This is a genomic window from Lentzea sp. NPDC003310 (assembly GCF_040610935.1).
Lineage (GTDB): Bacteria > Actinomycetota > Actinomycetes > Mycobacteriales > Pseudonocardiaceae > Lentzea.
Window position 1 is genome coordinate 200,659 of the sequence record NZ_JBEXNC010000006.1, and the last position, 19,726, is coordinate 220,384.

At 69.3% G+C, this 19,726-nt stretch carries 16 protein-coding genes; 11 read left to right on the forward strand and 5 right to left on the reverse strand.

Features of this window, described 5'->3' with window-relative positions:
• Positions 1–82: 82 nt before the first annotated feature.
• Positions 83–1,162, forward strand: a complete 1,080-nt coding sequence (locus tag ABZX02_RS13605; protein ID WP_355297953.1) for a hypothetical protein — start codon at positions 83–85, stop codon at positions 1,160–1,162.
• Here the strand turns inward: ABZX02_RS13605 and ABZX02_RS13610 are convergent.
• Entirely contained in the window at positions 1,093–3,216 is a 2,124-nt protein-coding gene (locus ABZX02_RS13610; protein WP_355297955.1) for an MMPL family transporter, read from the reverse strand. The two genes, ABZX02_RS13605 and ABZX02_RS13610, sit on opposite strands and share 70 nt — an antisense overlap.
• 112 nt (positions 3,217–3,328) lie before the next feature.
• Between ABZX02_RS13610 and ABZX02_RS13615 the strand changes: the two genes are divergently transcribed.
• Entirely contained in the window at positions 3,329–4,045 is a 717-nt protein-coding gene (locus tag ABZX02_RS13615; protein WP_355297957.1) for a TetR/AcrR family transcriptional regulator, read from the forward strand.
• A gap of 36 nt (positions 4,046–4,081) precedes the next feature.
• Positions 4,082–4,774, forward strand: coding sequence for a hypothetical protein (locus ABZX02_RS13620; RefSeq protein ID WP_355297958.1), 693 nt, complete (start codon positions 4,082–4,084; stop codon positions 4,772–4,774).
• Between the two features lie 21 nt (positions 4,775–4,795).
• On the opposite strand, the gene leuS is transcribed toward ABZX02_RS13620, so the two are convergent.
• On the reverse strand, positions 4,796–7,573 hold the full coding sequence (leuS, locus tag ABZX02_RS13625) for a leucine--tRNA ligase (protein WP_355297960.1): 2,778 nt from the start codon (positions 7,571–7,573) through the stop codon (positions 4,796–4,798).
• Positions 7,574–7,823: 250 nt separating this feature from the next.
• Here leuS and ABZX02_RS13630 point away from each other — a divergent pair, with 250 nt between their 5' ends.
• A complete protein-coding gene (locus ABZX02_RS13630; RefSeq protein ID WP_355297962.1) occupies positions 7,824–8,228 on the forward strand; it encodes an SdpI family protein in 405 nt (134 codons plus the stop codon).
• A gap of 70 nt (positions 8,229–8,298) precedes the next feature.
• On the opposite strand, the gene ABZX02_RS13635 is transcribed toward ABZX02_RS13630, so the two are convergent.
• A complete protein-coding gene (locus tag ABZX02_RS13635) occupies positions 8,299–8,877 on the reverse strand; it encodes a YqgE/AlgH family protein (protein WP_355297964.1) in 579 nt (192 codons plus the stop codon).
• A gap of 253 nt (positions 8,878–9,130) precedes the next feature.
• On the opposite strand from ABZX02_RS13635, the gene ABZX02_RS13640 reads away from it, so the two are divergent.
• The gene (locus tag ABZX02_RS13640) at positions 9,131–10,456 is read left to right on the forward strand and encodes an MFS transporter (protein ID WP_355298407.1); all 1,326 of its coding nucleotides are present in this window, start codon (positions 9,131–9,133) and stop codon (positions 10,454–10,456) included.
• Here ABZX02_RS13640 and ABZX02_RS13645 read toward each other — a convergent pair.
• Entirely contained in the window at positions 10,385–10,639 is a 255-nt protein-coding gene (locus ABZX02_RS13645) for a LuxR C-terminal-related transcriptional regulator (protein WP_355297966.1), read from the reverse strand. The two genes, ABZX02_RS13640 and ABZX02_RS13645, sit on opposite strands and share 72 nt — an antisense overlap.
• Before the next feature lie 96 nt (positions 10,640–10,735).
• Positions 10,736–12,172: a CCA tRNA nucleotidyltransferase gene (locus ABZX02_RS13650; protein ID WP_355297967.1), complete on the reverse strand. Its 1,437-nt coding sequence runs from the start codon at positions 12,170–12,172 to the stop codon at positions 10,736–10,738.
• A gap of 42 nt (positions 12,173–12,214) precedes the next feature.
• Here ABZX02_RS13650 and ABZX02_RS13655 point away from each other — a divergent pair, with 42 nt between their 5' ends.
• The 6 genes from ABZX02_RS13655 to ABZX02_RS13680 all read left to right on the forward strand — a co-directional run bounded on the left by ABZX02_RS13655 (position 12,215) and on the right by ABZX02_RS13680 (position 19,656).
• Positions 12,215–12,730 (forward strand): NUDIX hydrolase, encoded by a 516-nt coding sequence (locus ABZX02_RS13655; protein WP_355297968.1) that lies wholly within the window; start codon positions 12,215–12,217, stop codon positions 12,728–12,730.
• The gene (locus tag ABZX02_RS13660) at positions 12,727–15,024 is read left to right on the forward strand and encodes a DUF6049 family protein (protein ID WP_355297970.1); all 2,298 of its coding nucleotides are present in this window, start codon (positions 12,727–12,729) and stop codon (positions 15,022–15,024) included. The genes ABZX02_RS13655 and ABZX02_RS13660 overlap by 4 nt, the downstream gene beginning before the upstream one ends.
• A complete protein-coding gene (gene murJ, locus ABZX02_RS13665; protein ID WP_355297971.1) occupies positions 15,021–16,670 on the forward strand; it encodes a murein biosynthesis integral membrane protein MurJ in 1,650 nt (549 codons plus the stop codon). The genes ABZX02_RS13660 and murJ overlap by 4 nt, the downstream gene beginning before the upstream one ends.
• Positions 16,671–16,707: 37 nt before the next feature.
• The gene (locus ABZX02_RS13670) at positions 16,708–18,231 is read left to right on the forward strand and encodes a protein kinase family protein (RefSeq protein WP_355297973.1); all 1,524 of its coding nucleotides are present in this window, start codon (positions 16,708–16,710) and stop codon (positions 18,229–18,231) included.
• 67 nt (positions 18,232–18,298) lie between these two features.
• The gene (sigM, locus tag ABZX02_RS13675; RefSeq protein ID WP_089927514.1) at positions 18,299–18,916 is read left to right on the forward strand and encodes an RNA polymerase sigma factor SigM; all 618 of its coding nucleotides are present in this window, start codon (positions 18,299–18,301) and stop codon (positions 18,914–18,916) included.
• The gene (locus ABZX02_RS13680) at positions 18,913–19,656 is read left to right on the forward strand and encodes a hypothetical protein (protein ID WP_355297975.1); all 744 of its coding nucleotides are present in this window, start codon (positions 18,913–18,915) and stop codon (positions 19,654–19,656) included. Before sigM ends, ABZX02_RS13680 begins: the two co-directional genes overlap by 4 nt.
• Positions 19,657–19,726 lie beyond the last annotated feature (70 nt).

A 19,726-nucleotide genomic window follows, 5' to 3' on the forward strand; every position in this document is an offset into this window, starting at 1 on the left:
CCGTACTACATCCAGGCATAGATTTCCCTCGGTCGAGTGACCGAAGTGGATCGAAAGCACCCGGAAGTGTTCCCATCGGGTCATGGCAAAGCCACGCCTCGTGGCCGCGGTTCTAGCGCTCTCAGCGGCCTTCGCGGCGACGGGTGTTCACCAAGGGCACGAGTACACGACCACCTCCTCCGCCTCGGCGGCACCGCTCGCGTACGTGGTGGGGAAGACCGGTCTCGTCCAGGTCGTGGACACCCGCAACGGTGCCGTTCTCGTGCAGGCGGACACCGGCGGACGTGCCACGGGGGTGGCGGTGTCGCCGGACGGCCGGCGGCTCTACGTGATCAACGGGTGGACCGGTGCGATCACCGTGGTCGACCCGAGCACCGGCGCGATCGTCGACCGGCTCTTCACCCAGGTCCAGCTCTCGCACGCGGCGATGCGCCCGGACGGCCAGCGGCTCTACGTCTCGGCCGCCGGCGGGGTCGCGATCGTCGACCCGCAGGACTTCCGGCTGGTCGCGGCGATCAAGGTCGGCGGGCAGCCGCAGGGACTCGCCGTGCACCCGGACAACAAGATCCTCTACGTGGCCAACTCGCAGGACGGCACGGTCGGCCTGGTCGACACCGCCACGGCGTTCCAGACCACGACGGTGCAGGTGGGCGGGCTGCCGCAGCACCTGGCGCTGTCGCCGGACGGCAGGCGCCTCTACGTGAGCGGCCTGCGGCTGGGGGAGAAGACGCCCGGCACGTTGTCGGTGATCGACACGGCCACGAACCAGGTCGTCGGCGCGGTGGAGGTCGGCAGGGGAGCGGGCAGCCTCGCCGTCACGCCGGACGGGGCCACGGTCTACCTGACGCTGCCGAAGGAGCGGGCGGTGCTGGTCGTCGACGCGGCGACGATGACCGTGCGCGAACGTTTGCCGATCGACTCGCCGAGCGTCGCCATCGCGCCGGGGGACACGAGGGTCTTCCTCGCGACCGGCGCGACGACGACGGTCCTGGACAGCACGAACGCGGTGCTCACCACGTACCTGATGAAGACGGGCGAACTGGAGGCGAGGCCGCGCCTGTTCGACGCGGCCATGATCGCCTTCCCGCCCGCTCAGCCGACCGGGACCGGCCTGCGGACCTCGTCGTCGAAGTCGTCCAGGTCGTCCACCGGCTCGTCGTGAAGCGCGAGGCGCTCCTGGATCCGCTTGAGCGGACCGGGTGACCACCACGCGGCGTTGCCGAGCAGCTTGAGCACGGCCGGCACGAGCAGCATCCGGACCACGGTGGCGTCGAGCGCCAGCGCGAGGATCATGCCGACGCCGACGAACCGCATCATCGCGACCTGCGAGAACGCGAACGCACCGGTCACGACGATCAGCAGCAGCGCAGCCGAGGTGATCACGCGGCCGGTCTTCGCGAGACCGGTGGTGACTGCCTCCTCGGTCGTCGCGCCCTGGCCGCGGGCCTCGACCATGCGGCTCAGCAGGAAGACCTCGTAGTCCGTCGACAGACCGAACACGATCGCCGCCATCAGCACGACGATGCCCGACTCGAGCGGTCCCGGCGTGACGCCGAGCAGGTTGGCGCCGTGGCCGTCCTGGAAGATCCACACGAGCACGCCGAACGTCGCCGACAGCGACAGCGCGCTCATGACCACGGCCTTGATCGGCAGCACGACCGAGCCGAACGCAAGGAACATGAGGATCAGCGTCGCGCCGACCAGCAGCGTGACCATCAACGGCAGCCCGTCGGCGATGGCGTCGAGCGAGTCGCTGACCACCGCAGTGTTGCCGCCGACCAGCACCTCGGCGCCCGGCGGGGCCGGGAGCGCGCGCACGTCCTTCAGCGCCTGCTTCGACTCCTCGCTCAGCGCGTCGTTGTCGAGACCGGCGGACGCGGCCGTGACACCCTTGTCCGCGCCCGTCGGCTGGACGTCGCCGATGCCGTTGATGTCCTTGACCTTGCCCAGGTACTCCTGGACGGCGGCCTGGTCGCCACCCTTGATGACGATCTTGAACCCGTTGCTGGAGAGCGCCGAGAAGTTCTGGTTGATGTTCTCGGTGGCCACGCGCACGGCGTTGCCCTCGGGCAGCACCTTCTCCGTGACCTGGCCGAACTGCACGCCGAGGAACGGCGAGCCGAGCGCGACGAGCACGCCGATGATCGGCAGGGCGATCAGCACGGGCCGCTTCATGACCGCGCCGCTGAGCCTGCGCCAGCCGCGTTCGCTCGGCTCCTTCTTGCGCCACGGCATGGCGAGCTTGTCGACCCGCTTGCCCAGCACGCCGAGCAGCGCGGGCAGCAACGTGATCGAGACCAGTGCCGCGATCGCGACCGAGGCCACGCCGCCGTACGCGAGGGACTTCAGGAAGCCGTGCGGGAAGAGCAGCAACCCGGCCAGCGCGATGACCAGCAGCGTCGCGCTGAACACGACGGTGCGGCCGGCACTGGCGACCGTGCGTCCGACGGCCTGTTCGGTCGTGCGCCCCTGGGCGAGCTCCTCGCGGAACCGTCCGACCATGAACAGCCCGTAGTCGATCGCCATGCCCAGGCCGAGCAGCGACGCGACGTTGACGGCGAACGAGTTGACCTCGGTGAAGAGGGAGACGGCGTGCAGCACGCCGAGCGAGCCCATGATCGCGAGACCGCCGACCACCACGGGCAGGCTGGCGGCCACGAGGCCACCGAAGATGACCACGAGCAACAGCAGGACCAGCGGCAGCGAGAACATCTCCGCGCGCGTCAGGTCCTCCTGGGACATGTCGTTGATGGCTTTCTGGGTGGGCACGAGCCCACCGACCTGCTCGGTGAAGCCGTCGATCTTCAGCTGGGACTGGACGTCCTGGAACTGCTTGATCTGCTCGTTCGAGTCACCGCTGCTCAGCGTGATGGCGACGAGCGCCTGCTTCTGGTCGTCGGAAGGCACCGGCCCGACGGCCTTGAGCACGTCGTCCTTGGGAAAGCCGCTGATGTGGTCGGCGACCTTCTTGAGCTCGAGCGGGTTCGCGAAATCGCCGCGATAAATGACGATCACGTCACCGTTCTGCCGCCCGAACGCCTCCTCGGCTACCTTGTCGGCCCGCGCAGCCTCACTGGAAGGAGCCTCATACCCGCCCTGGCTGAGCTTGTCGAACACCCCCAGCCCCCAGATGCCGCCCACGACGGCGAGCAGCACTGTCGCGACCAACACCACCCACCGGCGGCGATATGCGATCGAGCCCCACTTCGCGAACATCGGCGACGGCCTCCTGGGTTACCGTTCTGTAAATCCCGTGAACTCTTGTAAACACCGTTCACTGAAACCGTACGGGGCCGTGGACAGGGTCTACAACCCGATGGAGTGACATATGACCGAGGCCACTCGCCGAGAACGACTCCGCGCCGAGACCGAGCGTGAGATTCGGCAGGCGGCCCGCGCCCTTTTGGTGGAAAGCGGACGTGACGCGGTTACCCTCCGTGCGATCGCACGCAAACTAGGCATCACCGCACCGGCGCTGTACCGCTACTACGACTCGCACGACGCGCTGCTGCGCCAACTCTGCGACGACATCTGCGCCGACATGGCCCTCGCGCTGCACGCGAACCTGGCCGCGGAGACGTCAGGCCAGGTGGGCTGCAAGGTCCGCGCGGTCTGCCACGCGTTCCGCCGCTGGGCGCTGGCCCACCCGCAGGAGTTCGCGCTGGTGTTCGCGTCGCCGCGGGACCCGATCGGCGCCGACCAGTTCGGCTCGGTGTTCCTGCAGCTCGCGGGGCCGTTGATCGCGTCGAACGAGGACGCGAACCACGTGGACGAGCCCGTGCCCGCGGTGCTGCACGAGGACCTGGTCCGCTTTCAGCAGGTGCTGCGGGACGCGGTGGCGGAGCACGGGGTCACGTTGGCCGACGAGGTGCTGAACCTCGGGAAGATCTACCACGTCGTGCAGTCGTGGGTGCGGCTGTACGGGCACGTGGCTTTGGAGGTGTTCGGGCGGTTCCCGTTCGCGGTGAGCAACCCGGAGCCGATGTTCGACTCGATGCTGGACCAGATGCTGTCGGACATCGGGTTCGTGGAGGTCGAACGGTGATGTAGCGCCGGGCGGACGTTCGGCGACATACGACCCGTGGCAGAACTGGAGTCGTCCAACGGACCTGGCCAGGCGATCCTCGACCTCGTGGACAAGGCCATCGGCCTGCAGACGTCGATGGTGCGCAACAACATCGCCCGCGCCCGCCAGCGCAACCCCGAGTCCACGCCAGCCGAAGTCATCGGCACCCTGGAGAAGATGTACGTCAGCGCTCTGACGAGCACGGGGGCAGCCGTCGGAGGTGCTGCGGCCGCACCCGGCGTCGGCACCGGGATCTCACTGGCGTTGTCCGCGGGTGAAGCGCTGTCCTCGCTCGAACTGAGCACCCTGTACGTGCTGTCGGTCGCCGAGATCCACGGCATTCCGCTCGACGAGGTCGAGCGCCGCCGCACCCTCGTCCTGGGCATCCTGCTTGGCGAGTCCGGGTCCAAGAGCATCGGCAAGGTCGCCGAGCGCACCGGCCAGCACTGGGCCCGCCAGTTCGTCAAAGCCGTGCCCACGGAGACGCTGAAGCAGATCAACAAAGTCCTGGGCAAGAACTTCATCACCAAGTACGGCACCAAGCAGGGGATCGTCGTGCTCGGTCGGGCAGTCCCGTTCGGCATCGGTGCGCTGATCGGGGGTGCCGCCAACGCCACCATGGCCGCTTTCGCCGTTCGTGCCGCCCGGCACGCGTTCGGCCCGGCTCCGGAGTCGTGGCCTGCCGAGATCGGGTCGGCGCAGCCGTAGCCGCGCCGACCCTTCCTGTTACTACAGAACGATGTTCACCAGGCGACCGGGGACCACGATCACCTTGCGCGGCTCGCCGCCCGCGACCAGCTCGGCGATCTTCTCCTCGGCCAGCGCCGCGGCCTTGATCTCCTCCTGCGCCGCCGACGCCGACACGACGACCCGCGAGCGCACCTTGCCGTTGACCTGGATCGGGTACTCGACCGTGTCCTCGACCAGGTACTGCTCGTCGGCCTTCGGGAACGGGCCGTGCGCCAGCGAGCCGTCGTTGCCCAGCTTCGTCCACAGCTCCTCGGCCACGTGCGGTGCCTGCGGAGCCAGCATCAGCACCAGGGGCTCGGCCAGCGCGCGGGGCGTGCCGGCGGCGTAGTGCTTGGTGACGTAGTTGTTCAGCTCGATCAGCTTCGCGCCCGCCGTGTTGTAGCGCAGGTTGGCGTAGTCGTCGTGCACGCCGGCGATGGTCTTGTGCAGCAGTCGCAGCGCCTCGACCGAAGGCTCCTCGTCCACAACGCGCAGGGACCCGTCGGTCTCGTCGACCAGGTTGCGCCACAGGCGCTGCAGGAAGCGCTGTGCGCCCACGACGTCCTTGGTCGCCCACGGGCGTGAAACGTCCATCGGGCCCATGGACATCTCGTAGAACCGGAACGTGTCGGCGCCGTACCGTTCGCACATCTCGTCCGGCGTGACGACGTTCTTCAGGCTCTTGCCCATCTTCCCGTACTCGCGGTGAACGACTTCACCGTTGTACGTGTACTTGCCGTCCGCCTCGACGACCTCGTCGGCGGGCACGGGGGTGCCCCGGTCGTCGCGGTAGGCATACGCCTGGATGTAGCCCTGGTTGAACAGGCGGCGGTACGGCTCGTCGCCGGACAGGTGGCCCAGGTCGAACAGGACCTTCTGCCAGAAGCGCGAGTACAGCAGGTGCAGGACCGCGTGCTCGACGCCGCCGATGTACAGGTCGACGCCGCCGGGGTCGGTCGGGCCGTGCTGGTCGGTGCGCGGGCCCAGCCAGTACTTCTCGTTCTCGGCGTTGACGAACCGCTCGGTCTCGACCGGGTCGACGTAGCGCAGCTGGTACCAGCACGAACCCGCCCAGTTCGGCATGGTGTTCGTGTCGCGGCGGTAGGTCTTCAGGCCGTCGCCCAGGTCCAGCTCGACGGTCGTCCACTCCGTGGCGCGCGACAGCGGCGGCGACGGCTCGGTGTCCGCGTCCTCTGGGTCGAAGGTGCGCGGCGAGTAGTCGTCGACGTCCGGCAGCTCGATCGGCAGCATCGACTCGGGCAGCGCGATGGCGGTGCCGGCCTCGTCGTAGACGACCGGGAACGGCTCGCCCCAGTAGCGCTGGCGGCTGAACAGCCAGTCGCGCAGCTTGAACTGGACGGTGCCGTGGCCGTGGCCGTTCTCCTCCAGCCAGCCGATGATCGTCTTCTTGGCGTCGTCGATCGCCATGCCGTCCAGGAAACCGGAGTTCACCGCCGGTCCGTCGCCGGTGTAGGCGTCGCCCTCGAAGCCCTCCGACGGCTGGACCGTGCGGATGATCGGAAGGTCGAACTTGACCGCGAAGTCCCAGTCGCGCTGGTCCTGGCCGGGGACGGCCATGATCGCGCCGGTGCCGTAGCCCATCAGGACGTAGTCGGCGATGTAGACGGGGATTTCCTTGCCGTTCACCGGGTTCGTGGCGTACGCCCCGATGAAGACGCCGGTCTTCTCCTTGTTCTCCTGACGGTCCAGTTCGGACTTCAGGGACGCTGCGCGCCGGTACGCGGCGATGTCTGCCACGCGATCGGGCGCCGCAATCTGGTCCACCAGCTCGTGTTCCGGTGCCAGGACCATGTAGGTCGCGCCGAACAACGTGTCCGGACGGGTCGTGAAGACCTCAATGTTCTCGTCTCCCACCGCAAATCGGACACGGGCACCATGCGAGCGCCCGATCCAGTTGCGCTGCATGGCCTTGACCTTGTCCGGCCAGTCCAGCCGGTCCAGGTCGTCGATCAGCCGGTCCGAGTACGCGGTGATGCGCATCATCCACTGGCGCAGGGATTTCCTGAACACGGGGAAGTTGCCACGCTCACTGCGACCGTCCGCGGTGACCTCTTCGTTCGCCAAGACAGTACCCAGTCCGGGACACCAGTTGACGGGCGCCTCCGACATGTAGGCCAGGCGGAATTCGCCCAAGATCCTTTGCTGGTCGGCAAAAGACAGCTCAGACCACGTGCCGCCCCCCGGAACGTCCCGGTCGCCAGACTCGAACTGCGAGATCAACTCGGCGATCGGACGAGCCTTGCGGGCATCCGCGTCGTACCAGGAGTTGAAGATCTGCAAGAAGATCCACTGGGTCCACTTGTAGTACTCGGGGTCGATCGTCGAGATGCGGCGGCGCTCGTCGTGGCCCAGCCCCAGCCTGCGGATCTGGCGCAGGTAGGTGTTTATGTTGTCCTCGGTGGTCTTGCGCGGGTGCTGACCCGTCTGCACCGCGTACTGCTCGGCGGGCAGGCCGAAGGCGTCGAAACCCATGGTGTGCAGCACGTTGCGGCCGTTCATGCGGTGGTACCGCGCGAAGACGTCCGTGCCGATGAAGCCCAGCGGGTGGCCGACGTGCAGGCCGGCGCCGCTCGGGTACGGGAACATGTCCTGCACGAACAGCTTGTCCGCGGGCACGTCACCCTTGAGCGCACCTACCGGGTTGGGCGCGTAGTAGGTGCCGTGCTCCTCCCAGTACCGCTGCCACCGCTCCTCGATCTGGTTCGCCAGGTCGGCGGTGTAGCGGTAGGCGGGGATCTCCGCCGCGTCCGTGCTCATCTCAACGTCCCTCTCACGTCTGTTCCTGCCCCTGACATGACGAAACCCCCCAGCCCAGATGGGCATGGAGGGTGGCCGCGCCGACCGTCTCTCGAAGGGGTCGTCGCGGCTAGATAAGGAGCAGGCGGGCCGTGCTCATGCCCTCAACGGTATCAGCGCAGCGCAAGCGCGATGCATCGGGCGGTGGCGTGCGGCACATCAGGCCGGGGCTCGTTCCCCGCGCGCCCCGGCCCCGGCTTACCCTCATGAGGTGAACATCGTGCTGTCGATCGTCCTGGGTGTGCTCGGCGTCGCTCTCGGCGCGGTCGGTCTGCTGGGTCTGCAGGGCAAGCTGCGCCGCAACCGCTTCGTCGGCGTGCGCACCGCCGCCGCCGTGCGCGACGAGGAGACGTTCGCGCTGGCCAACCGCGTCGCCGGGGTGCCGAACGTGGCGGCCGGTGTTGTCGCGGTCGTGTCCGGCGCGATGGCGTTCGTGATGGCCGACCTGGCGATCACCGCCGGGGTCATCGGACTCGTCGGCGCGCTCACCATCGCGTTCGCCGGTGGCGTCATGGGCAGCCGGGCGGCCGCTCTGGTGCCGGAGCCGGTCAAGCCGAAGGGCTGTGGCGGCTGCGCCTGTGGCGGTGGCGGGTGCTCGCCGCTCGCGGGCCTCTAGAGCCGCTCTCGAACGACAGGCCGGACCACTGCGGTGGTCCGGCCTTTTTCGTGCCGACGTTTCACGTGAATCAGTTGTCCTTCGGGTCCTTCGGGTACGTCGACAGCAGCGCCAGCGGCATGCCCTGCCGCCGCAGCACCCGCCCCCACAGGTCGACGTTCGCGCCCACCAGGACGTCGTCGGCCAGCCCCGTCACGACGATCCAGTCGCCGCGGTCGATCTCGCCCTGCAGCTGCCCCTCGCCCCAGCCCGAGTACCCGGCGAAGACGCGCAGGCCGCGCACCAACGGCATCAGGTCGTCCGGTTCGGCGTCCAGGTCGACCAGCGCCACGGGACCCTGCACGGCGACCAGACCCTCCACAGCGGTCGGATCGGTGCCGGGTTTCAGCGCTGCCAGACACAGGGCCGTCTTCTGCTCCACCGGGCCGCCTATGTGGATGCACTGCGGCTTGGTGACGTGTGCGCCCCACGGCGGGAGGACGTCGTGCACCGCTACCTCGGAGGGGCGGTTCAGCACGACGCCGAGGGTCCCCTCTGGACGTTGGTCGATGATGTAGACGACGGTGCGTGTGAAGTTGGGGTCGTTCAGGCTCGGAGCGGCCACCAAGAGGGAGCCCGCCTCCACTTCCACTTCGTCATCAGGACGCACGTCACCATGAAATCACCCGTGATCGCCGGAACAACTCAGGCCCGCGTCCCGTTAGACTGAGGTGTCGGATGTCTTTGTGTCCCCCGGGCTCAACAGACAACCGCCTTCGCGGAATACCGTTCGGCTGGAGCCGCGTAGTGCAACGCGCCGTGAGGCGACCTGGCATCCGGCACCAGGGGAGCCGGACCGCGAGGTCCGGCTTTCGTGGTTTTCACGGGCGCGCGCTTAGAGTGCAACGGTGACAACGCTTGCGGTGGAGAAGCACCACTGGGGATCACGCCGGTTCCTCGGCATCCCCGCCTACCGCAGACTCCTCGCTACCCGCCTCGCCTCGCAGTGGGGTGACGGGCTCTTCCAGGCCGGACTCGCCGGCGCTGTCCTCTTCAACCCCGAACGGCAGGCCGATCCCGCGGCGATCGCGGCCGGGTTCGCGGTGCTGCTGCTGCCGTACTCGCTGATCGGACCGTTCACGGGCGCGTTGCTCGACCGGTGGGACCGCAAGAAGGTCATCGTCGTCGCCAACGTCGTGCGGGCCTCGTTCGTGCTGCTCACAGCTCTGGCGGTGGGGGCGGGGCTGAGCGGGTTGCCGCTCTACGTCTCGGCGCTCGTCGTCATGGGCATCGGCCGGTTCGTCGGGTCCGGGCTCTCCGCATCACTGCCGCACGTCGTCGACGAGGACCACCTGGTCGAGGCCAACGCGCTGGCCACGACGGCCGGCGCGGTCATGGCCGTGATCGGTGCGGCCAGCGCCATCGGGTTGCGCACGCTGCTCGGTGCCGGGGACGGCGGTTCGGCGTGGACCACCAGTGTCGCCGTGGTCGGGTTGCTGCTCAGCGCGTTCATCGCGAGCCGGTTCAAGGCGGGGGTGCTCGGGCCGGACGAGGTCGACGAACCGGACCACGCCGTCACCGCGGTCGCCCGCGGCCTGGTGGACGGCGCGAAGGCCACCTGGCGCACGCCGACCGTGACCGCCGGGCTGGCCGCGCTGCTCGCGCACCGGGCGGCGTTCGGCATCAGCCTGATGATCACGCTGCTGCTGATGCGCTACAGCCTGGAGGACGTCGGCATCCTCAAGGCCGGCATCGGCGGGCTCGGCGAGGTCGCCGTCGCGGGCGGTGCCGGTGTGCTGCTCGCGGGCATCCTGACCGACCGGATCGTCGACCGGTTCGGCGTGAAGCGCACGATCTGCGGCGCGCTGCTGCTGACCGCGGCCGCGCAGGTCGGGCTCGGGCTGCCGATGACGCTGGTGACGATCCTGCTGGCCAGCTTCGTCATCATCTTCGCCGGTCAGGTCGTGAAGCTGTGCGTGGACACCGCCGTGCAGCACGACGTCGGCGACGAGGTGCGCGGGCGCGTGTTCGCCCTCTACGACACCCTCTTCAACATCGCGCAGGTCACGGCGGTGTCCATCACCGCGACGGTCGTCCCCCTCGACGGGCGCTCGCCCGCCCTCATCCTCGTCGCCGGGTGCCTCTACCTGGTCGGTCTGGCGGCCTTCCTGGTCCTGTCAGCGCGGAAACGGCAGGTGCAGCATTCCGGCCTCGTGCGCGAAGACGACGGCGGCCACACGATCGGGTAGTTCCAAGCGTCGCAGGATGTCGGTCACCTCGTCGGCCACCCTCTGCTGCGCGAAGCCGAGCACGCGGGCGATCTCGTGGTCGGCGTGACCGCGTGCGATGCACCGCAGCACGGCCCGTTGGTCGTCGGTCAGCACGGCCAGGTCGTACACCGCCGGACCTGCGAAAAGTCCTCGGAATGCCATCTGCACCACCCCCATGCGCCCCCCTGGCGCACTTCACATGGTGCATCGCCGCGCTGACGCTTCGCTAACGCGGCGATTCCATTCGCTCACGATGTGTCACCGGGTGGGCGGGGTGATTCCCTGTTCGCGCGCCCAGTCGAGCAACGCCGCCTCGGCTTCGTCACGCTCCAGCGGCCCCCGGTCGAGCCGGAGCTCCTTCAGGAACTTCCACGCGGCGCCGACCTCGCGCCCCGGCGGCAGGCCGAGGAGCTTCATGATCTCGTTGCCGTCGAGGTCCGGGCGCACGCGCGCGAGGTCTTCCTCGGCCGCGATGCGCGCGATGCGTTCCTCGAGAGAGTCGTACGTCCGGCGCAGCAGGTTCGCCTTGCGCTTGTTACGGGTCGTGCAGTCCGCACGGACGAGCTTGTGCAACCGCGTCAGCAGGTCACCGGCGTCCGTCACGTACCGGCGCACGGCGGAGTCGGTCCACTCGCCGTTGCCGTACCCGTGGAACCTCAGATGCAGGTAGACGAGCTTCGCGACGTCCTCGGTGATCTCCTTCGAGAACCGCAACGCCCGCAAGCGCTTGCGGACCATCTTCGCGCCCACGACCTCGTGGTGGTGGAACGAGACGCCGCCGCCGGGTTCGAACCTGCGCGTGGCCGGTTTGCCGATGTCGTGCAGGAGCGCGGCGATCCTCAGCACCAGATCGGGTGATTGATCAACTTCTTCAAGATCAATTGCCTGTTCCAGCACAACCAGCGAGTGGTCGAAGACGTCCTTGTGTTGATGATGCTCGTCGATTTCCAGCTTCATGGCCGTGAGCTCGGGCAGGACGACGTCCGCCAGCCCGGTCTCGACCATGAGCTCGATGCCGCGGCGGGGGTGCGCCCCGCACAGGAGCTTCGAGAGCTCCACCTGCACGCGCTCCGGCGTGATGCGGGTGAGCTGGGCTGCCATCGATCGCATCGCCTCGACCACCCGCGGCGCCGCCGTGAAGCCGAGCTGGGAGACGAACCGGGCCGCGCGCAGCATCCGCAGCGGGTCGTCGCCGAACGACTCCTGCGGGGTCGCCGGGGTGTCCAGCACGCCGTCGTGCGCCGCCTGCAGGCCGCCGGTCGGGTCCACGAACTCGCTCGCCGCGATGTCGAACGCCATCGCGTTGACCGTGAAGTCGCGCCGGACCAGGTCGCCGTCGATCGAGTCGCCGAAGGTCACCTCGGGGTTGCGGGTCACGCCGTCGTAGACGTCCGCGCGGAAGGTCGTGATCTCGATGATCTCGCCCTTCTTCGACGCGCCGACCGTCCCGAAGGCGATGCCGGTGTCCCACTGGGCGTCGGCCCAGCCCTTCAGCAGCTGCTGGATCTCCGCTGGTCGGGCGTCCGTCGTGAAGTCGAAGTCGTTCGTCGGGCGCCCCAGCACGGCGTCGCGCACACTGCCACCCACGAGGTAGAGGCGCTTGCCCTCGGCTGCGAACCGAGCGGCGAGTTCGGCGACGACTGGTGTGATGGCGGGCTTCTCCACCACCGCATTCTGCTGGAGCGATCGAGACACGAGAAACCAGCGTACTTAAGGTTCGTAAGTACGATCGGCCGTATGCCCCCGTCAGCCGCGCGTTCCGGGAGTCCCAAACCGGGACGCCGGAAGCGGCGCCGGGGCCGGAGGCTCGAGACGGTCGACGAGACGTCGGCGGGTGGCCTGGTGCTCGACGGCGAGCGGCGGGCCGCGGTGATCGGAAGACTTGACCGGCGGGGCCGGTTGCTGTGGTCTTTGCCCAAGGGTCACATCGAGGCCGGCGAGACCGCGGAACAGACCGCGGTGCGCGAGGTCGCCGAGGAGACCGGTATTCATAGCAGGGTGCTGCGCCCGTTGGGGTCGATCGACTACTGGTTCGTCGCTGACGACCGCCGGGTGCACAAGACGGTTCACCACTTCCTCCTCGAAGCGACGGGGGGAGAGCTTTCCGACGAAGACGTGGAGGTCACCGAGGTGGCGTGGGTGCCACTCGGCGAGCTGGACGGGCGCCTGGCGTATGCCGACGAGCGCCGTCTGGTCCGCCGAGCCGCCGAACTGCTCTCCGACCGCTGCCCGAACGGGGCGGAGTCGGCGTGAGCCTTCGGAAGTTCGTCTGCACAGCCGCCGTCGCCGCGTTCGTGGTGATCACGGCGCCGCCCGCCGGCGCCCAGCAGTCACAGCCGGACGAGGTCGACGCACTGCCGTTCATGCCCGCTCCCGCCACCCAGGTGTGGGCGACCAGATCGCTCTCCGCGCAGCCGGGTCAGGCGCAGCCGCAGTTCCTGCGGCTCGACATCGACCAGCTCACGCCGCGGTTCGTGACGAGCGACTCGCCGGGGACCGTGAAGATCACCGGCAAGATCGTCAACGTCGGCGACCGCAAGGTGTCCGACATCGTGCTGCGCCTGGAGCGCGGTGAGGCCCTCGAGTCCGAGGACGACCTGCGCAAGGCACTGCGCGAGCCGGCGGCCGCCGAGGCCGTGCAGCCCAAGTTCACCCCCGTCGCCTCCGAGCTCGCGCCCGGCCAGCAGCAGGACGTCACGCTCGAGGTGCCGCTGCGCGGTGCCGACGCGACCTCGCTGCAGGTCGACAAGCCGGGCATCTACCCGATCCTCGCGAACGTGAACGGCCGGCCGGACTACGGCGGCCAGGCGCGGCTCGCGGCGCTGTCGACGCTGCTGCCCGTGCTGGGCGTGCCCGGCGGCGAGACCAAGGGCAGGCCCGGCACCGGTTCGAAGCTCACCGTGCTGTGGCCGATCGCGGACCGCCCGCGCCTGGTCCGGCTCGGCGGCGAGAACCAGTCGGAGCTGATCGACGACGAGCTCGCGACGTCGCTCTCGGTCAACGGCCGCCTGTACGGCCTGCTGCAGGCCTACGAGCAGGCGATCGGGTCGATGAGCACCGCCATGTGCCTCGCCATCGACCCGGACCTGCTGCGCACCGTGCAGGCCATGAGCACCGGGTACCGGGTGCGCGGCGGCGCCGAGGGCAAGGGCAGGATCGAGGCCAGGCTGTGGCTCGACCGCCTCAAGCTCGCCGTCACCGGCCGGTGCGTGGTCGCGCTGCCGTACGCCGACGCCGACCTGGTGGCGTTGAACAGGGCGAAGCTCTCCACGATGCGCGCGCTCGCGGTGACCGACGGCCCCAAGCTCATCCAGGACGTCCTGTCCGTGCAGCCGCTGCCCGACCTGGTGTGGCCCGAGGACGGCGTGCTCGACCAGTCGACGTTCGACGAGCTGGTCACGCCGCAGCCGGACAAGGGCTACCGCGGTGCGAAGTCGCTGCTCCTCGACCCGACCGGCCTCTCCGACGCACCGGGCACCGCGCCCGTGGGCATCGGCGGCGAGAACCCGGTCACCGCGGTGAAGATCGACTCGATGGTCTCGGACGCGCTGCAGGGCAGCGAGTCGCGGCCGCGCACGCTGTCCGGCGTGACCACGCCGGTCGAGAGCCAGCCGGTGTCGGTGCAGAACGCGCTGGCGGTGCTGGTCTTCCGCGCCGGCTGGCAGGGCGACGGCCGCAACGTGCTGGTCACGCCGCCGCGCCGGTGGCACGCGCCGCTGTCGGAGATGACCGAGTTCCTGACCGCGGCCCAGAAGCTGCTGACCGGCGGCTACGCGACCCAGACCGGCCTGAGCGAGCTCACCGGCGCGACGCCGTCGGTCACGAACGCCAAGGTCGCCTACCCGCCGGAGGCCGGGGCGCGGGAGATCTCCGCGATCATCTCCGACTCGGTGACGAACCAGAGCGCCGAGCTCAACGGCCTGGTCGCAGCCATGCAGCAGGAGGACAGCGCGCACGCGTCGCCCGCCGACCTGGCCGACCCGCTGTGGCTCGGCCTGCTGCGGGTGATGTCCGGCGCGTGGCGGGGCAACGAGCAGGGCGCCCGGTCGCAGGCCGAGGTCAGCCAGAACGAGCTGAACGCGCTGACCGGCATGGTCGGCGTGACGCAGCCGAGCAGCCCGATCCTGCTGGGCTCCGGTGACAGCCCCATCCCGGTCACGATCACGAACAAGCTCGACGTCCGCGTCACGGTCCGGATCACGCTCGCCGACACCCCCGGCATCCGCAAGCTCGACCTCGCCGACCAGGTGCTGCCGGCCCGCGGCGAGCGCGTCGTGCGGGTGCCCGTCGAGGTGCTGAGGTCCGGCCGGTTCCCGGTCAACGTCCGGCTGACCACTCCCGAGGGCGTCTCGCTCGGCGACACTGTCAAGCTGGAGGTGTCGTCGTCGGCCTACGGCACCATCACGGTGATCATCACCGTGATCGCCGGGGTCGCGCTCGTCCTGCTGTCCGGGCGCCGGATCTACAAGAGGGTCCGGGCTCGCAACGGCGAGAACGGCGACGCACCGTCCATCGAGAACGTCACACCGGAGAAGTCGAGCGCGTGAGCGAGACAGCCACGACCACCCAGCCAGAGCAGCAGAAGCAAGCACCGTCGGTCGCCAGGGCGAGCGGCTCGATGGCGATCGCCACGATCGTCAGCCGGGGCACCGGCCTGCTGTCGAAGGTGCTCCTGATCGCGGTGATCGGCGCCGAGGTCCTCGGCGACTCGTACCAGGCGGCCTCCACGCTGCCGACCATGATCAACGAGCTGCTCCTGGGCGGCATCCTGACCAGCGTCGCGATCCCGCTGCTGGTCAGGGCCGAGAAGGAGGACGGCGACGGCGGCGACTCGTACGCCCAGTGGCTGATCTCCATGGGCACGCTGATCCTCGGGATCGGCACGGTCCTCGCGATGGCGTGCGCGCCGTTGCTCACGGACCTCTACATCTCCGACTCGGACAAGGCGAACCCCGAGCTCGTCACCGCGTTCGCGTACCTGGTGCTGCCGGGCATCGTGTTCTACGGCCTGACGGCGCTGCTCAGCGCCGTGCTCAACGCACGGCACGTGTTCGGCCTCCCCACGTGGGCGCCGGTGCTGAACAACGTGGTCGTCATCCTCGTGCTGGGCGTCTACGCGTTGCTGCCGGGCGAGCTCACGCTCAACCCGGTCCGGATGACCGACGTGCACCTGCTGGTCCTCGGGATCGGCACCGCGCTCGGCGTGGCCGTCCAGGCACTCGTGCTGTTCCCCGCGTTGAAGAAGACGGGCTTCCGCTTCAAGTGGCGGTTCGGCTGGGACTCGCGCCTGTCGGAGTTCGGCAGCCTCGCGTTCTGGGTGCTGCTCTACGTCGGGCTCGGCCTCGCCAGCATGGTCGTGCTGACCAACGTCGCGACGAGCGCCGAGGGCACGCTGACCGCGTTCAACTACCAGTGGCTGATCGCCCAGGTGCCGTACGGCGTCCTCGGCGTCTCGCTGCTGACCGCCCTGATGCCGAAGATGAGCCGGGCGGCCGCGAACAACGACAACGAGTCGATCGTGCGCGACCTGCTGTTCGGCAACCGGATGTCGGCGATCCTGCTGATGCCGTTCAGCGCGCTGCTGACGGTGTCCGGCCTGGCGGTCGGTCTCGGCATCTTCGCCCTGGGCAACTCGGGCATCTCCGGCGGCACGCGGATCGGTCTCGCGCTGGCGCTCTCGGCGTTCGGCCTCGTGCCCTACGCCGTGACGCTGCTGCAGCTGCGGGTCTTCTACGCGATGAAGGACGCCCGCACGCCGACGCTCATCCAGGCGTTGATCGTGGCGGTGCGCATCGGACTGCTCTACGCGTTCCTGGGCATCTCCACGCCGGGCGACGCGGACGAGCTCGCCGTCGGCGTGTCGCTCGCGATGTCGCTGAGCTTCGTCTTCGGCGCGATCGTCGGCCAGGTGTGGCTGCGGATCCGGCTCGGCCGGCTGCGCACCGGTTTCACCATCTGGACGGTCTGCCTCACGGTCGTCGCGTCCTCGCTGGCCTTCGGTGTGGCCAAGGGCATCAACTGGCTGGTCCAGGACCTGTTCTCGATCACCAACGTCTACGTGTCGAGCTGGGTCGAGCTCGTGCTGGTCACGGCGATCGGCCTGCCGCTCGCGTTCGGCCTCCTGGCGGCTTTCCGGGTGCCCGAGATGAAGCCGGCGATCGACAAGATCAACCGTTTGGTGCGGCGAAGGTGACTCCAGCCGGTGAGCGCCTTCCCGTAGCCTGGTGTCCGTGAGTAGCGGAGTCCACGCCGCCCTGATCCCCGGCGGCGTCATCGGCAACGGCCGCTACCGTCTGCTCGCCAAGTCGGGGGCGGACGCGCGGTCCAACGCGGAGCTGTGGCGCGCGCGTGACGGTCAGCTCAACCGGGACGTCGCGCTCACGGTGCTGCTCGGCGACCTCGCGGACAACGAGGCCGCCGCCCGTGCCCGCCGAACGGTCGAACGCGCGATGCACGCGTCGTCGTTCACGCACCCCGGCGTGTCCAGGGTGATCGACGTCCTCACGCCCGGCACCGGCATCCGCCCGGACGAGGGCATCCTCGGCATCGTCATCGCCGAGTGGACCCAGGGCACCGACCTGATGGACCTGATCGCGGAGGGTCCTCTGCCGGCGGGCGCCGCGACCCGCCTGCTCGAACCGCTCGGTGCCGCCATCGAGGGCGCGCACCACGCCGGCCTCGTGCTGGGCGCCGACCACCCGCAGCGCATCCGGGTCACCTCGGACGGCCGCCTGCGTCTCGCGTTCCCCGGCCCGCGGCCGGACGCGATCGCGCGCGACGACGTCAAGGGCCTCGGCGCGATCCTGTACCTGCTGCTCACCGGCCGGTGGGCGCTGCCGGGCGGCCCCCAGGGCGTGCCGGTCGCGCCGACCGGGCCGGACGGCTCCGTGGTCGCACCGAACGCGCTGCACCCGTACCTGCCGCACGACCTGTCGTCCGTCGCGGTGCGCTCGCTCGAGGACACCTCGGTGGGCGGCATCCGGACGTCCGCCGCGATCCTGCAGGTGCTCGACCAGATCGCGGCGGAGGAGGCGCAGACGGCGCTGATCTCGCCGGTGTCGTCGGCCCGCGACGACGATGACGACGACCAGGTCGTCTGGACGACGCAGAAGCCGCGCCAGGACAAGCAGACGAAGAAGAAGCTGTGGATCAGCGTCGGCGTGCTCGCGGTGGCCACGCTGACCGTGATCGTCTGGCTGAGCGTGCAGATCGTCGGGTTCTTCAGCGACGAGCCGTCCAAGGGCGGCGGCCCGACCGTGGTGATCAACCAGCCGGGGTCGAACGGCCAGACCGCGCCCCCGCCCGCGCCCGCCGGACCGGTGCAGCCGGCGGCGATCGGCGTCTACGACGTGACGAACCAGCCCGACAACCCGAACCAGGCGAGCCGGGCGGCCGACAACAACGCGTCCACGTTCTGGCGGACCGACAACTACTTCCAGCCGTTCCCGACGCTGAAGCCGGGCATCGGGCTGATGGCCTCGTTCGCGGAGCCGGTGAAGCTGGCCTCGGTCACCATCACCTCGCCCAGCAAGGGCACGAAGGTCGAGATCCGGTCGGCGTCCGCGCTGGACTCGCCGCTGGAGGAGACCAAGGTCATCGGCGTCGCCGACCTGTCGGAGGGGCAGACGCAGATCCAGCTGAACGAGCACGAGTCCACCGGTCACGTGCTGATCTGGATCACCACGCTGTCGAGCTCCGGCGGCGGCAAGAACCAGAGCGAGATCCGCGAGGTCCTGTACACCCGCGCCCAGTAGAAGTACTCAGCCACGCTGGGTAGACCTGTCCGGGTGATCTGTGATCACGGTCGCTAAAGTGCGTTCCGTGACCGCCGCAGCCAGCTCGGACGCCGACCTCATCTCGGCCCACGCCGCAGGTGACCCCTACGCGTTCTCGGAGCTGGTGAAACGACACCGCGACCGGATGTGGGCGGTGGCGTTGCGCACGCTGCGCGACCCCGAGGAGGCCGCGGACGCGCTGCAGGAGGCGTTCATCTCGGCCTTTCGCGCCGCCTCGTCGTTCCGCGCGGAGTCACAGGTCACCACCTGGCTTCACCGGATCGTGGTGAACGCGTGTCTCGATCGGATGAGACGGCGACAAACCAGACCGACAGTGCCGTTGCCCGAGGCCGGTCCCGGCGAACCGGTCGCTCCCCGTGACGCGATGAGCGACCGCGAGACCAGCCTGATGGTGCAGCAGGCTTTGATGGAGCTGCCGGAAGAGCAGCGGGCGCCCATCGTGCTCGTCGACGTCGAGGGATACTCGGTCGCGGAAACGGCCAAGCTCCTCGGCATCGCGGAGGGCACGGTCAAGAGCCGGTGTGCGCGAGGTCGCGCCAAGCTCGCCAAAGTTCTCGGGCACCTCAGGAACCGAATCGCAGATGCGAACGTCCCAGCTGACGGTGTGAATGTGCAAGAGCAACGTCAGTGGGAGGGTCGATGACCGGCATGGAGCGCGTGCCGATGGGTCCGCCGTGGTCTGTCGACCTCATCGCGGACCTGCACGCGGGCGTGCTGCCCCCTGAGGTCGCCGCACAGCTGCGTCCGAGGGTCGAGGCGGACGCGGAGGCCAACGAGATCCTGCGGGCGCTCGACGCCACGCTGGAGGACCTGCGGGCGTTGCCGCCGATCCCGATGCCCGACCACGTGGCCGCGCGGATCGACGCCGCACTGGCCGCCGAGGCCCGTCCCGGCATCGCGCCGGTCGTGTCGCTGAACGACGCCCGCAGGCGCCGCAACCGCCGGCTCGGCTTCGGCGGCGCCGGTGTGCTGGTCGCCGCGGCGGCCGCGTTCGGCATCGTGCTGGCCGTGTCGCCGGGCGCGCAGCAGCCCGCCGGTAACAACGCCGCTCAGCCACCTGCGAACACGACCTCCCAGGTCACGCCGCCGTTGGCGCTCAAGCGCGACGAGCTCGGCACCGCGGTCGGCGAGGTGCTCAAGGCGCAGAACTACGGACCGCTGGAGACGCCCGACCGGTTGGCCGGCTGTCTGAAGGGCGGCGGCATCACCAGCTCGGGCAACCCGCTCGGCATCAGCCCGATCAACCTCGAGGGCAAGGACGCCGTGATGGCGATCCTGCCCGCGGGACTGGGCAAGTACCGGCTGGTCGTGCTGGACCCGGACACCTGCGGACCGGACAAGCCGCAGGGCGTTCTCGCGGACACGACGGTGGGCCAGAGGTAGTCGTTCAAGTCACGGAATTAGCTGCACCTACGATCCGTTGAGCCAGTCAGACGACGAGATCGAGGAGTTG